Origin of the sequence: Flavobacterium piscinae (assembly GCF_004122145.1) — a bacterium.
GTDB classification, from domain to species: domain Bacteria; phylum Bacteroidota; class Bacteroidia; order Flavobacteriales; family Flavobacteriaceae; genus Flavobacterium; species Flavobacterium piscinae.
This window is the reverse complement of the sequence record NZ_SBKQ01000001.1, coordinates 179,908-193,814: the sequence shown is the minus strand read 5'-3', so window position 1 is coordinate 193,814 and position 13,907 is coordinate 179,908. Positions and strand designations below refer to the sequence as shown.

Annotated in this window: 14 protein-coding genes; 7 read left to right on the top strand and 7 right to left on the bottom strand. The window is 35.8% G+C overall.

What is annotated here, in order from left to right:
- Positions 1–26: 26 nt before the first annotated feature.
- From dnaE to EQG68_RS00760, 3 genes are all read right to left on the bottom strand, one after another.
- The gene (dnaE, locus tag EQG68_RS00770; protein ID WP_129462884.1) at positions 27–4,541 is read right to left on the bottom strand and encodes a DNA polymerase III subunit alpha; all 4,515 of its coding nucleotides are present in this window, start codon (positions 4,539–4,541) and stop codon (positions 27–29) included.
- A gap of 177 nt (positions 4,542–4,718) precedes the next feature.
- Positions 4,719–5,084, bottom strand: coding sequence for an RNA recognition motif domain-containing protein (locus EQG68_RS00765; protein ID WP_129462883.1), 366 nt, complete (start codon positions 5,082–5,084; stop codon positions 4,719–4,721).
- 150 nt (positions 5,085–5,234) lie between these two features.
- A complete protein-coding gene (locus EQG68_RS00760; protein ID WP_129462882.1) occupies positions 5,235–5,732 on the bottom strand; it encodes a DUF6252 family protein in 498 nt (165 codons plus the stop codon).
- Between the two features lie 206 nt (positions 5,733–5,938).
- On the opposite strand from EQG68_RS00760, the gene EQG68_RS00755 reads away from it, so the two are divergent.
- The 7 genes from EQG68_RS00755 to EQG68_RS00725 all read left to right on the top strand — a co-directional run bounded on the left by EQG68_RS00755 (position 5,939) and on the right by EQG68_RS00725 (position 11,740).
- Positions 5,939–6,511 carry a 30S ribosomal protein S16 gene (locus EQG68_RS00755; protein WP_129462881.1) on the top strand — a complete coding sequence of 191 codons (573 nt, stop codon included), beginning with the start codon at positions 5,939–5,941 and terminating at the stop codon, positions 6,509–6,511.
- A 12-nt stretch (positions 6,512–6,523) separates the two neighbouring features.
- Complete coding sequence (gene rimM, locus EQG68_RS00750; protein WP_129462880.1) at positions 6,524–7,048, top strand: ribosome maturation factor RimM; 525 nt, start codon at positions 6,524–6,526, stop codon at positions 7,046–7,048.
- Between the two features lie 155 nt (positions 7,049–7,203).
- Complete coding sequence (locus EQG68_RS00745; protein WP_246011583.1) at positions 7,204–7,866, top strand: tRNA1(Val) (adenine(37)-N6)-methyltransferase; 663 nt, start codon at positions 7,204–7,206, stop codon at positions 7,864–7,866.
- Positions 7,867–8,010: 144 nt separating this feature from the next.
- Positions 8,011–9,189, top strand: coding sequence for an acyl-CoA dehydrogenase family protein (locus EQG68_RS00740; RefSeq protein ID WP_129462878.1), 1,179 nt, complete (start codon positions 8,011–8,013; stop codon positions 9,187–9,189).
- A gap of 114 nt (positions 9,190–9,303) precedes the next feature.
- On the top strand, positions 9,304–10,086 hold the full coding sequence (locus tag EQG68_RS00735) for a DUF3050 domain-containing protein (RefSeq protein WP_129462877.1): 783 nt from the start codon (positions 9,304–9,306) through the stop codon (positions 10,084–10,086).
- Between the two features lie 35 nt (positions 10,087–10,121).
- Positions 10,122–11,030, top strand: a complete 909-nt coding sequence (locus tag EQG68_RS00730) for a metallophosphoesterase (protein WP_129462876.1) — start codon at positions 10,122–10,124, stop codon at positions 11,028–11,030.
- Complete coding sequence (locus tag EQG68_RS00725) at positions 11,027–11,740, top strand: SGNH/GDSL hydrolase family protein (RefSeq protein WP_129462875.1); 714 nt, start codon at positions 11,027–11,029, stop codon at positions 11,738–11,740. The genes EQG68_RS00730 and EQG68_RS00725 overlap by 4 nt, the downstream gene beginning before the upstream one ends.
- A 1-nt stretch (position 11,741) precedes the next feature.
- Here EQG68_RS00725 and EQG68_RS00720 read toward each other — a convergent pair whose 3' ends face one another.
- Genes EQG68_RS00720 through EQG68_RS00705 form a run of 4 tightly spaced genes read right to left on the bottom strand, consistent with a single transcriptional unit; the run spans position 11,742 to position 13,795 of the window.
- Positions 11,742–12,074, bottom strand: a complete 333-nt coding sequence (locus tag EQG68_RS00720; protein ID WP_129462874.1) for a 2Fe-2S iron-sulfur cluster-binding family protein — start codon at positions 12,072–12,074, stop codon at positions 11,742–11,744.
- On the bottom strand, positions 12,074–12,532 hold the full coding sequence (locus EQG68_RS00715; RefSeq protein WP_129462873.1) for a DUF6036 family nucleotidyltransferase: 459 nt from the start codon (positions 12,530–12,532) through the stop codon (positions 12,074–12,076). The genes EQG68_RS00720 and EQG68_RS00715 overlap by 1 nt, the downstream gene beginning before the upstream one ends.
- Positions 12,513–12,707 carry a hypothetical protein gene (locus EQG68_RS00710; RefSeq protein WP_129462872.1) on the bottom strand — a complete coding sequence of 65 codons (195 nt, stop codon included), beginning with the start codon at positions 12,705–12,707 and terminating at the stop codon, positions 12,513–12,515. The genes EQG68_RS00715 and EQG68_RS00710 overlap by 20 nt, the downstream gene beginning before the upstream one ends.
- A 35-nt stretch (positions 12,708–12,742) precedes the next feature.
- Positions 12,743–13,795 (bottom strand): NAD(P)/FAD-dependent oxidoreductase, encoded by a 1,053-nt coding sequence (locus EQG68_RS00705; RefSeq protein WP_129462871.1) that lies wholly within the window; start codon positions 13,793–13,795, stop codon positions 12,743–12,745.
- Between the last annotated feature and the right edge of the window lie 112 nt (positions 13,796–13,907).

The window sequence follows — 13,907 nt, the reverse complement described above, 5'->3', positions numbered from 1 at the left end:
TATGAATGTATTGGTGGAATTGATGATTAATTCAACCTAAAATCAACCTGTTTTTTCTCTAGCTCACTCAATAATTCATTTGAAATTTGAACTTTTAGTTTTCGGCTTGGCATGGTTAACTTTGTTACCATTCTGATTTCTTCAGATGGGGTTTCCATTTCTAGTTCAATATCTTCTAAATTTTCGATATCTAAATCATCATCTGACTCCATTACAACGGGTTTAATTTCTACTTCTTTTTTTACTTTTTCTAATTCCATCACTTCAAACGTAACTGCATTATCTCCTTGAAATGTTTTAAAAATAGCACTTAACTCGGCAATCAAATTTTGTTGCAATGCCATAATGTCCATTTGAATGGTTAGTTTTTTTGCAAATTGCGGCAACACATCCTGCAAATATTGCATCAATTGAAATGTAATTCGAGGATCCCCTTTTTTACCGGTTTCTTTGTTTGCCCAACCTTCTCGCACCATCACTTTTATAAAAGTGAAATTATTTTGAATGATAAAATGACGGAATTTTAAATATTCTTCTCCGTATATTCTAAATTCATAGCTTTCATCATAACCTTCCAGCATAAAGGATGCCCAACCTTTTCCATTTTGAGCTACACGATGTTGCACGTTGGTGATAATTCCGCCAAATGTCAATGTTTTGTTGACATGTTGCTCCAAGTTTTTAAGGTATTCTAATTTAGAATTGCAAAAATATTTCATCTCAAAACGGAAATCATCCAACGGATGGCCAGAAATATAAATACCAACTACCTCTTTTTCTTTGGCTAATTTTTCCATCGTACTCCATTCGTCGCAAGGTGGAACCGTTGGCTCTGCAATTTGCACATCGCTGGCTTCACCAAATAAACTCACTTGGGCCGAATTTTCATTTTCCTGAAACTTTGCTCCATAGCGAATGGCTTTTTCTAAAAAGGTAATATTATCACCATCGTGATGAAAATACTGTGCTCGATGCGTTGCCGTAAAACAATCAAATCCTCCTGCTAAAGCAAGATTCTCGAAAGCTTTTTTATTGGCGGCACGCAAATCAATTCGTTTGGCTAAATCAAAAATGGATTTATATTTTCCGTCTTTCAATCGGTTTTGCACGATGGTTTCCACAGCTCCTGCTCCAACTCCTTTGATAGCTCCCATACCAAAACGAATCGCCCCATCATCATTTACAGTAAATTTATAAAACGATTCATTTACATCAGGACTTAAAACACGCAATCCCATACGCTTGCATTCTTCCATAAAAAAAGAAACCTGCTTGATATCATTCATATTGTTAGAAAGCACCGCCGCCATGTATTCTGCAGGATAATGAGCTTTGAGGTAAGCGGTTTGATAGCCAATCCAAGCGTAGCAAGTGGAATGCGATTTGTTGAAGGCATAACTCGCAAAAGCTTCCCAATCTGTCCAAATTTTATCCAACTTTTGAGCATCGTGACCTTTAGCTACAGCTTGATCGATAAACTTGGATTTCATTTTATCCAACACCTCTTTTTGCTTTTTCCCCATGGCCTTTCGAAGTACGTCGGCATCACCTTTAGAAAATCCGGCTAATTTTTGCGAAAGCAACATCACTTGTTCTTGGTAAACCGTGATTCCGTATGTTTCCGATAAAAATTCTTCACAGGCATCTAAGTCGTAGCTAATTTCTTCTTCGCCATTTTTTCTGCGAACGAAAGAGGGAATGTATTCTAATGGTCCCGGACGATACAATGCATTCATCGCAATCAAATCCCCAAAAACCGTTGGTTTTAAATCACGAAGGTATTTTTGCATTCCAACCGATTCGTATTGAAAAATTCCAACCGTTTCCCCACGTTGAAAAAGCTCATAGGTTTTGACATCATCAATGGGAAAAGTATCCGGATCGAGTTCTTTTCCGGTTCGATATTTGATTAATTTAACAGTATCTTTTATTAACGTTAGGGTTTTTAATCCCAAAAAGTCCATTTTTAACAATCCTGCACTTTCTACTACCGAGTTGTCAAATTGAGTAACATATAAATCGGAATCTTTTGCTGTTGCCACAGGAACGAAATTCGTAATATCGTCTGGCGTAATAATGACTCCGCAAGCATGAATCCCGGTGTTTCGCAATGATCCCTCTAACACTTTTGCTTGTTGGATGGTTTCTCCGGCTAAATCACCTTCGTTAGCAATAGCAATTAATTCTTTAATATTATCAAATTCATCCGAACGAACGGCTTTTTTAACTTCTTCAATAGAATCGGATAAAAATCGGGCTAAACTCCATTTTCCGGGCATCATTCCCGGAATTAATTTAGCTAATTTATCAGCTTCAAAAAGCGGTAAATCGAGCACACGAGCAGTATCTCTTAGCGAAGATTTGGTTGCCATTTTACCATAGGTAATAATTTGAGCCACCTGATTGGCCCCATACTTATCAATCACATACTGCATGACTCGTCCACGCCCTTCATCATCAAAATCGATATCAATATCGGGCATCGATACCCTATCCGGATTCAGGAAACGCTCAAAAAGCAAATCGTACTCTAAGGGGTCAATATTCGTAATCCACAGACAATACGCTACTACCGAACCGGCAGCCGAGCCACGTCCCGGACCAACAGAAACATCCATTTCACGGGCGGCTCTGATAAAATCCTGAACAATCAAAAAGTAACCCGGATAACCTGTGTTTTCAATGGTTTTTAATTCAAAATCAAGCCGTTCTTCAATTTCGGGCGTAATGGTTCCGTATCGCTTTTTGGCTCCTTCATAGGTTAGGTGTCGCAAATATAAATTCTCCCCTCTTTTACCGCCATCTTTTTCATCTTCGGGGACTAAAAATTCTTGAGGAATATCAAATTTCGGTAATAAAACACCACGAGCCAGGTCGAAAATTTCTATTTTATCAACGACTTCATTGATGTTTATAATGGCTTCGGGTAAATCGGCAAAAAGTTTTTTCATCTCTTCACCCGACTTGAAATAATATTCCTGATTGAGCAAACCGTAACGATAACCACGACCTCTTCCTATCGGTGTGGCTTGTTTTTCACCATCGCGAACACAAAGCAAAATATCATGTGCGTTGGCATTTTCCTTATCCACATAAAAAACGTTGTTGGTCGCCACCATTTTTACGTCATGCTTTTTAGCTAATGAAATCAACGAAGCATTCACTCGGTTTTCATCTTCTTGATTGTGTCGCATTAATTCGATGTAAAAATCATCACCAAATTCATTTTTCCACCAAAGCAAAGCTTCTTCGGCTTGATTTTCGCCGATATTTAAAAGTTTATTCGGAATTTCACCGGACAAACTTCCCGACAAAACAATCAAATCTTCTTTGTATTGCTTGACAACTTCTTTGTCAATTCGAGGAACATAATAAAATCCATCTGTATAACCAATGGAAGACATTTTGGCCAAATTATGGTAACCATTTTTATTCTTAGCCAGAAAAACTACTTGATATCCGTTATCTTTTCGGGTTTTATCTTTATGATTATCGCAGACAAAAAATTCGCATCCTACAATGGGTTTGATGACGGTTTCGGTGGGATTTTCTCCTGCTTCAAGGGCTGCTTTGTTTTTCGTTTCGGCTGCTTTATTATGGTATAAAACATCGCGAACAAAATGAAAAGCCCCCATCATATTTCCAATGTCGGTCATAGCCACAGCAGGCATTTTATTTTTTACGGCAGCTTTTACCAAATCGGCAACTGAAATGGTAGATTGCAAAACAGAAAATTGAGTATGATTGTGCAAATGGACAAATTCAACCTCAACTAAGTTTTTTTGATCTTCAACCAAATTGGTTTTGGTAATATCTTTGGGTTGTTCCTTTTGAAATTGTTTCCGAATGGCTTCGGAAGCTTCTTTTAAATTAATATGCTTTAATCCGATGAGTTGAATTTCTTTCGGATTATGTTCATTAAAATCTTTGAAATAATCAGCCGGAACATCGAGTTCTTCTTTCGTAAAAATTTCTCTTTTGATAAGTTCCAAAAAACATCGTGTAGTTGCTTCAACGTCGGCAGTTGCATTGTGAGCTTCGGCAAAAGGTTCGCCAAAAAGGTATTGATGTAATTCGGTTAACGTAGGTAATTTGAACTTTCCTCCTCGTCCGCCGGGAAGTTTCAACAAATTGGCTGTTACTTCAGTACAAGTATCTAAAACCGGCATAGAACTCATGATTGAATCTACATTTATTCGATAAAATTCGCATCCCATAATATTCACATCAAAACCAACATTTTGACCCACGATGAATTTGGCTTTGCTCAAAGCGATGTTGAATTTTTCGAGTACTTCTTTTAAAGGAATTCCGTCTTGTTGAGCCAATTCGGTTGAAATGCCGTGAATTCGTTCCGCATCATAAGGAATATTAAATCCGTCCGGTTGCACTAGATAATCTTTATGCTCCACCAAATTCCCCATTTCATCGTGCAATTGCCAAGCAATTTGAATACAACGAGGCCAATTGTCGGTATCGGTGAGTGGTGCGTCCCATCGTTTGGGCAAGCCGGTGGTTTCGGTATCGAAGATTAAATACATGCGAAAGTGATTAAAGAATAGTCCTTAGTGGTGAGTCCTTAGTCATGAGTTAAAAACTCATCAATAATTACATTTTCAAAAATACATTTTAGTGAGGAAGTAATCAATTTTAGTTATCAACAAAAAAACCATCCTGATTGCTCAGAATGGTTTTGTTAATGTTATCAAGAAAAAATACTAGTATCTTCCTCCTCCGCCACCACGGTTGTTTCCACCACCGCTGTAGCCACCGCCACCACGATTTCCACCACCGTAACCACCGCCTGAACGGTTGTTATTGAAGCTTCTTCTTTCGCCTTCCGGTTTTGGTTCTGATTTGTTTACCACAATAGCACGTCCTTGAACGGTAGCTCCGTTTAGTTCATCGATAGCTTTTTGACCTTCTTCGTCATTAGGCATTTCAACAAAACCAAATCCTTTACTTTTTCCGGTAAATTTATCAGTAATTACTTTTACAGAGTCTACAACTCCATAAGCCTCGAAAGACTCTCTTAAATCTGCTTCCTCAATACTCCAAGGAAGGCTTCCTACAAAAATGTTCATAAAAAATAATATTATTTGAAACAAAGGTAAACTAATAAAATGGCAATCTCGCTCAAATTGTGTTTTTTATTTCATAATTTGTTGAAAATAAATAAAAAAGGCTTTTCAATAAGTATGAAAAGCCTTTTCAAAACAATTTTATTAACTAAATTAATCTTCTTCAATTCCTGTTACAGGAACTTTATAAAAAACACCTTGATTAAAGTTTAAGATTTCTCCTCCCAAAGGATTGTTAGCTACATTCACGGCATTGAAACGGAATGAACCGGAAACTGTACCGTTTGCGGCATCAAATTCGGTAATTTTAATTTCACCATCACCTTGAAAATCTTCTTCAGTAGTTACTCCTGTGGTATAAAACAATTCACTCTCATCATATTCAAAAACAAAAGAAGCTACTCTTGATTGATTAACACCTAACACATAGGTTCCCACATTTCTGGATGGAATTCTGAGTGTTAATGTTTGTAAACGAGCTTTTGCAGTAATTACCAAACCTCCGTTGGGTTGTAAAACTGCATCAGAATCAATGGCTCTCCAAAAGGAATTTTCTAATCTTCCTTGTACAGAAGGTGAATTTAATGCCACATCTTCTTCACATGAAATGAAAAGAAAAATAATTGCTAAAAGAGAAAAATATTTTTTCATTGTAATGTATCTATTTACTTTCGAAGCTACAAAAATAGTTTTTCTGGCGAATATAAGACATACTTTTTTGTTAAAAACTTTCAAAATAAGGTAAATCCGGTATTTAAAATAAAATTTAAAGCATTGGTTTTTAATCCGAAAAACTTTTATATATTTGCACCCTCAATTAACAGAGGTCGAGTACCTCACAATTTAATCATACGATTATGCCAGTAAAAATTAGATTACAAAGACACGGTAAAAAAGGAAAACCTTTTTTCTGGATTGTGGCTGCTGATGCAAGAGCCAAAAGAGATGGTAAATTCTTAGATAAAATCGGAACTTACAATCCAAACACTAACCCTGCAACCATTGATTTAAACTTGGACAGTGCTGTTCAATGGTTACACAATGGAGCTCAACCAACCGATACTGCAAGAGCTATTCTTTCTTATAAAGGTGCGTTGTTGAAACATCACTTGGATGGTGGTGTTAGAAAAGGTGCTTTAACACAAGAACAAGCAGATGCTAAATTAGCCGCTTGGTTAGAAGAAAAAGCAAATAAAGTTACTTCTAAAAAAGAAGGTTTAACAAAAGCTCAAGAAAAAGCAAAAGCGGAGGCATTAAAAGCGGAGAAAGCAGCTAACGAAAAACGTGCAAACGCTGCGGCTGAAGCATTAAAAGCGGCTGAAGCTACTGAAGAAGTTGCAGAAGAAGTAAGCGAAGTGGTTGCTGAGGAAACTCCTCCTGTTGAAGAAGCTCCTGCTGCTGAAGAAGCAAACGAAGAAAAAGAAGCTTAATTCTTTGCGATAATGCGAAAAGAAGAATGCTTCTATCTTGGCAAAATCGCTAAAAAATTTAGTTTCAAAGGTGAGGTTTTGGTCTTTCTAGACACGGACGAACCTGAATTATATGAAAACATGGAATCAGTTTTTGTTGAATTAAACAAAAATCTGGTTCCATTTTTTATTGAAAATAGTTCGCTGCATAAAAATGACTTTCTCAGAGTCAAATTTGAAGATGTAGACACGGAAGAAGATGCCGATGCCATTATGGGTTGTGAACTTTATCTACCGCTTTCATTTTTGCCAAAATTAGAAGGAAATCAATTCTATTATCATGAAGTAATTGGTTTTGAGGTAGAAGACCAACGACTAGGTATGGTGGGAAAAATTGTTTCTATCAATGATTCAACTGCTCAACCTCTTTTTGAAGTGTTAAATGGAAATGTAGAAATGCTTATTCCGATGATAGATCAGTTTTTGGTTAAAATTGATCGAGAAAACAAGAAGGTGATTATGAATTTACCTGAAGGTTTGGTAGAGATGTATCTTTAGAAAGTTTCAGGTTTCAGGTTTCAAGTTCAGCTTCGCTCTGTTCGGCTCCGCTTCGGGTCGGGTTTCAGGTTCTGAAATCAAAAATCTTCAATCTTAAATCGTTAATCACCGTGTTTCAATTCAAACAATTTTCTATTCAACAAAATCGATGTGCTATGAAAGTAGGTACCGATAGTGTGCTGTTGGGAGCTTGGTGTCCGATTGAAAATAATCCTTTTTCAGTTTTAGATATTGGTGCGGGAACCGGCATTTTATCCTTGATGATTGCCCAACGAAGTCATGCCGAACAAATTGATGCCATAGAAATTGACGAAGACGCCTACGAACAATGCGTTGAAAATTTTGAAAATTCGCCTTGGGGAGATCGAATATTTTGTTTTCATGCCGGTTTGGATGAGTTTGTGGAAGAACCGGAAGACGAATACGATTTAATCATTTCCAATCCTCCTTTTTACACTGAGGATTTTAAAACCGAAAATTCGCAACGGGATTTAGCTCGATTTCAAGATGCAATGCCTTTTGAAAATTTGGTTGAAGCCGCAAATTTATTACTTTCAGAAAATGGGATTTTTGCTGTAATTATTCCACACAAAGAAGAAGAAAGCTTTATAGATTTGTGTGCCGAAGTAGAACTTTATCCCGTAAAAGTAACTCGAGTAAAAGGCACTCCTACCACAGAAATTAAACGGAGTTTGTTGGCTTTTAAACGCTATGAATTGCCGGTTTTAGAAGCAGATGAACTAATTATCGAAATCAATCGTCATGAATATACGGATGATTATATCAATCTAACCAAAGATTTTTATTTAAAAATGTGATTTAGTTTTGATAAAATATAACAATCGTTCGTTGATTTGTTACATTTCTTTAACTATTTTTGCAAACGTTTTCGTTAAGATTCTATAACTAATAGAGATTGTCAATTTAATAATTAGTACTCTCTAATTTACACTATACAAATTATGAAACCAGATTTATTTCAAGCTCCTGATTATTATTTACTAGATGATTTGCTAACTGATGAGCACAAATTAGTGCGTGATTCTGCTCGTGCTTGGGTGAAAAGAGAAGTGTCTCCAATAATTGAAGATTATGCTCAACGTGCTGAATTCCCTAAACAAATTATCAAGGGATTAGGAGAAATTGGTGGTTTTGGACCCTACATTCCGGAAGAATACGGTGGTGCCGGTTTAGATCAAATTTCGTATGGGTTAATTATGCAGGAAATTGAAAGAGGTGATTCCGGAGTTCGTTCTACTTCTTCCGTTCAATCCTCTTTGGTTATGTATCCAATTTGGAAATATGGCAACGAAGAACAACGCATGAAATATCTACCAAAACTAGCTACCGGTGAAATGATGGGTTGTTTTGGTTTAACAGAACCCGATCATGGTTCAAATCCGGGAGGAATGACCACTAATTTTAAAGATAAAGGCGACCATTATTTACTGAACGGTGCCAAAATGTGGATATCCAATGCCCCATTTGCAGATATTGCCGTAGTTTGGGCAAAAAATGAAGAAGGACGAATTCACGGATTGATTGTTGAAAGAGGAATGGAAGGTTTTACCACACCTGAAACTCATAATAAATGGTCACTTCGTGCTTCGGCTACTGGCGAATTAATTTTTGATAACGTAAAAGTTCCAAAGGAAAATTTACTACCGGGTAAATCCGGATTAGGAGCACCACTGGGTTGTTTAGATTCTGCCAGATACGGAATTGCTTGGGGTGCAATAGGTGCTGCAATGGACTGTTATGACACTGCTTTACGCTACGCCAAAGAACGAATCCAGTTTGATAAACCAATTGCTGCGACACAATTGCAACAGAAAAAATTAGCCGAAATGATTACAGAAATCACAAAGGCTCAATTGCTAACGTGGCGTTTAGGTGTTTTGCGTAATGAAGGAAAAGCAACTACGGCTCAAATTTCTATGGCCAAAAGAAACAATGTTGACATGGCGATTAACATTGCCAGAGAAGCTCGTCAAATACTTGGCGGAATGGGAATTACCGGAGAATATTCAATTATGCGTCACAGTATGAATTTAGAATCGGTGATTACGTATGAAGGTACTCATGATATTCATTTGTTAATTACTGGAGCAGATATTACAGGTATGCAAGCATTCAAGTAATTAAACAATAATTAAAATCAATATAAAAAGCTTCCTCTTTCGATGAAGCTTTTTTAGTTTTGTATAGGTAAAACTATCATTCGTTTCACTTCGTATATATAAATAAAAAATGCTATGAATATTTCAATTATCAATAAAAAAATACAACCCCTAAAAGAGCAATTATTGCAACATTCGTTATATAAAAAAATAAAAACTATTGATGATTTAAGACAATTTCAAGAGTCTCATGTATATGCCGTATGGGATTTTATGTCGTTATTAAAAGCTCTTCAAGCTTCTTTAACTTGCACATCAACCCCTTGGTTACCGGTTGGTAATCCAGAAACACGTTACCTTATTAACGAAATCGTTTTGGCAGAAGAAACCGATCTTTCGATAGACGGAAAAAGACAAAGCCATTACGAAATGTATATTGATGCAATGCAATCATGTGGTGCAGAAACTAGACAAATAGAATTGTTTTTAGAAAATGTAATTCAAACTCAAAACATATTCGTTTCAATCAAACAAAGCGATTTACATCCAAATATCAAAGCATTTCTAGATTTTACATTCCGTGTCATTGAACAAGGTAAAGCTCATGAAATTGCTGCCGCATTCACTTTTGGAAGAGAAGATTTGATCCCGGAGATGTTTACCGCTATCTTAAAAAATTTACAAGCCAATTTTCCTGAAACCGATTTGTCTAAATTGATTTATTATTTTGAAAGACATATTGAGCTAGATAGTGATGAACATGGTCCAATGGCAATGCTAATGATAAACGAATTATGTGGAGAAAATGAAACAAAATGGAAAGAAGTAGAAGAAATTTCCATTCAAGCTTTAGATAAACGAATTGCACTTTGGGATGCGATAGAAGAAAAAATTTCTCAAAAAGAAGTTTGCTACTAATTGATTTCTACTATCTTTAGTATTTAATTTCAAAAATGTCATCACAAACCCGTCTCACAAGAGCATTTAAAAATGCCAAAAGAATTCCGTTTGACAACAAGTCAAAGTTTATTCTTTTTAGCGATTGTCATCGTGGTGATGCCAGTTTTGCCGATGACTTTGCCAGTAATCGAAATATTTATTTTCATGCGATGAACCATTATTTCGCAAATGGTTTCAGTTATTGTGAATTGGGTGACGGTGATGAATTATGGGAGAATTTATTTTTTAAAGAAATTTTTGAAGCACATAAAAATGTGTATTTACTTTTAAAAAAATTTCATGATTCAAATCGGTTGCACATGATTTATGGCAATCACGACATGGTTTATCGAGATAAAAATGTGGTAAAGAAAAAATTAAGCACTTTTTTTGATCCAAAAGCAGGTAAAGACGAACCACTTTTTACCGGAATTCAATACCATGAAGCCATTGTGTTAGAAAATTCAGAAACCGGTCAGCACCTTTTTTTAACCCACGGTCATCAGGCCGATTTTATGAATTACATTGGATGGAAAATCAATCGATTTTTGGTTCAAATTTTATGGAACCCTCTTCAAGTTTGGGGAATAAAAGACCCGACGAGTCCAGCTAAGAATTATGTTGAATTAATTAAAATTGAACGAAGGATAAAAAAATGGATTGCCGACAATAATAATATTATCACAATAACCGGACATACGCATCGTCCACGTTTTCCCAATATTAATGACAACTCTATCAACTATTTTAATGACGGAAGTTGTGTACACCCTAGAAGTATTACCGGAATTGAGATTGTTGAGGGTACTATTTCATTAATTAAATGGTTTATTGATACCAAATCAGATGGAACACTACAAATTGTAAAAGAAGTTTTGGAAGGCCCAAATAAATTAAATGATTACCAAACTAAAAAAGTATGAGAAAATTGATTTTCTTTTTAATGACTGTAATAACACCAATAATCGGATGTTCAACCACAGATGAAACAACACCAATTATTCCCGAACCAACAGTTAGGAATCTTAACTATTTAGCATTGGGTGATAGTTATACAATTGGACAAAACGTTTGTGAGACTTGTCGATTTCCGGAACAATTGAAAGATAGTTTGATGAATTATTTACCTTCTACTGATAATATTTTTGTAAAAGTGGTGGCTCAAACCGGTTGGACAACCACGAACTTAAAAAACGCTATCGCAAATGAAAATTTGCAAGCTCAATACGATTTGGTAACGTTGTTAATTGGTGTTAACAATCAATACCAAAACAAACCATTTTCATTATATGAAACTGAATTTCCTGAACTGCTTCAAACGGCTATAACCTTAGCAAAAGGAGATAAAAATCGTGTCATTGTGGTTTCTATTCCTGATTATGCATATACCCCTTTCGGACAGGGAAGTTCAAATCCGGAGAACATTTCTAATCAATTGGATAATTATAATTTATTCGCCCAAAATCATGCGAAATCACTTGGAATTGAATTTGTAAATATCACAGATATTACTCGAGAAGGTTTAAACAACCCAAATTTAGTTGCTTCTGATAATTTACATCCCTCTGAATTGGCTTATTCTAAATTTGTGGAGAGAATTCTTCCTATAGCAGTCACTATTTTGGGAAATTAATTTATTGCTCAGGAGCAATCTCAATTTCCAATCCTTCTATTTCAGGAGTAATCGGAATTTGACAACCTAAACGAGAATTCTCTTTCACATGATAAGCCTCCCAAAGCATTGCTTCTTCATCCGGATTTCGTTCCAGCGAAATTACATCATTCAAAACATAACATTGACAAGAGGCACACATGGCCATTCCACCACAAACGCCAACAGTACCTTCCTCGGCTAACTCGTAAGCACGAATGAGTTCCATGATGTTCATGTTCATATCGGTTGGAGCTTGTACTTCATGCTTTACTCCGTTTCGATCGGTGATTTTGATAGTGATGTCTTGTTGCATTATTCCTTTTTCTTCTTTAATGCTTCTATATCGGCTAAATCTTTGTATCGCCCAGATGCCATTTTATTTTTAATTAAATCGTCAAAATCTATGTAAGGTACCTTGCTTTTTTCTAACGCTAACCAATTACAATTTTTCTTGCTTTCCTCAAAAACCAAACCGTCTACGTGCGTTAGAATTTCAATCTTTCGAGGCTCATTCCCCATACTCCAAACGTCAAATTTATCGCTCTCAAATTCTTCTTTTGAAAAAATAGGGGCACCAAAATCAAGGTACGCTTTTTTTAAATTGTTATAATTTTTTGACGTTTTATTGATCCATAAATCTAAGTCACCAGTGCTTCTTATATAGCCATGCAAAATAACAGCATAACCTCCTACCAATAGAAAATCTACATCATGCTTGTCAAGAAGCTCTAAAAAATCTAAAAAGTCAGCATTAAAGAGATTTGTCGGCATGTTTTCGAGTGGAAATAATCGTTCTATCAACTTTTTGTAGCGGATCAGAATTAAAAATAGAATTAATTATATCACATGCATAATTTAATCTTTCTATTGGTGATTTATCTTTAAAAAATGTAACATGGTCATCTGCATCTTCAAAAGAAATTTTAGCAGCGACACTTCTATCCATTTTTATAGTATCATCCATAATACAAAGATAAAAATTTATTCTATTGCTTTTACAACCGCTTTTTCAGCTTCTTTACGTGTTCCGTCAAATCCATCAACGCCGGAAACAGTAGTGTATTTTAAAACGTATTTTTTACCGGGATTTATTCGGTTGTAAACACTTTGACACATTAATGTAGCTTCGTGGAATCCACATAAAATGAGTTTTAATTTTCCGGGATAAATATTTACGTCGCCAATGGCATAAATTCCTTCAATGTTGGTTTGATAATCTAAAGCATTATTTACTTTGATGGCATTCTTTTCAATCTCTAATCCCCAATTGGCGATAGCTCCTAATTTTGGTGTTAAGCCAAAAAGCGGAATAAAATAATCGGTTTCTACTGTTTGTTGGATGCCATCATTTTCTAAAACAATGCTTTCAACATGGTCTTTCCCATTTATCGCTACAACTTCTGCGGGTGTAATTAAATTAATTTTACCCAATTTTTTTAGCTCTTGCACTTTTTCAACGGAATCTAATGCCCCTCTGAATTCGTTTCTTCTATGCACTAAAGTAACCGATTTTGCTACATTAGACAGAAAAATACTCCAATCCAAAGCGGAATCTCCTCCACCGGCAATAACAATATCTTTATCTCGGAACAGTTCAGGATCTTTTACAAAATACTCCACTCCTTTTTCTTCATAAAAAGATATGTTTTCAATGGCAGGTTTTCTAGGTTCAAATGTTCCTAATCCACCGGCAATGGCGACCGCTTTAGCATGATGTTTTGTGCCTTTATTGGTTGTTACAATAAACGTTCCGTCTTCTAGTTTTTCGATGGTTTCAGCCGTTTCTGCCAGTGTAAATCCCGGTTGAAATTGTTTAATTTGCTCCATTAAATTATTCACCAAATCTCCAGCCAATACTTCCGGATAACCCGGAATATCAAAAATTGGTTTTTTGGGATATAATTCGGCTAACTGACCTCCAGGTTGTGGGAGTGCGTCAATCAAATGACATTTTAATTGTAACAATCCGGCTTCGAAAACAGCGAAAAGTCCAGTTGGGCCGGCACCAATGATGAGTATATCGGTTTGAATCATTTTTTTTGAGGTTCTGAGGTTCTGAGGTTCTGAGTTTTTTAAATTATACTTTGCGAAAATAGTTGTTCTTTTACCTTTGGAATATGATTTTTATCAGTTGGCACGATTTGCG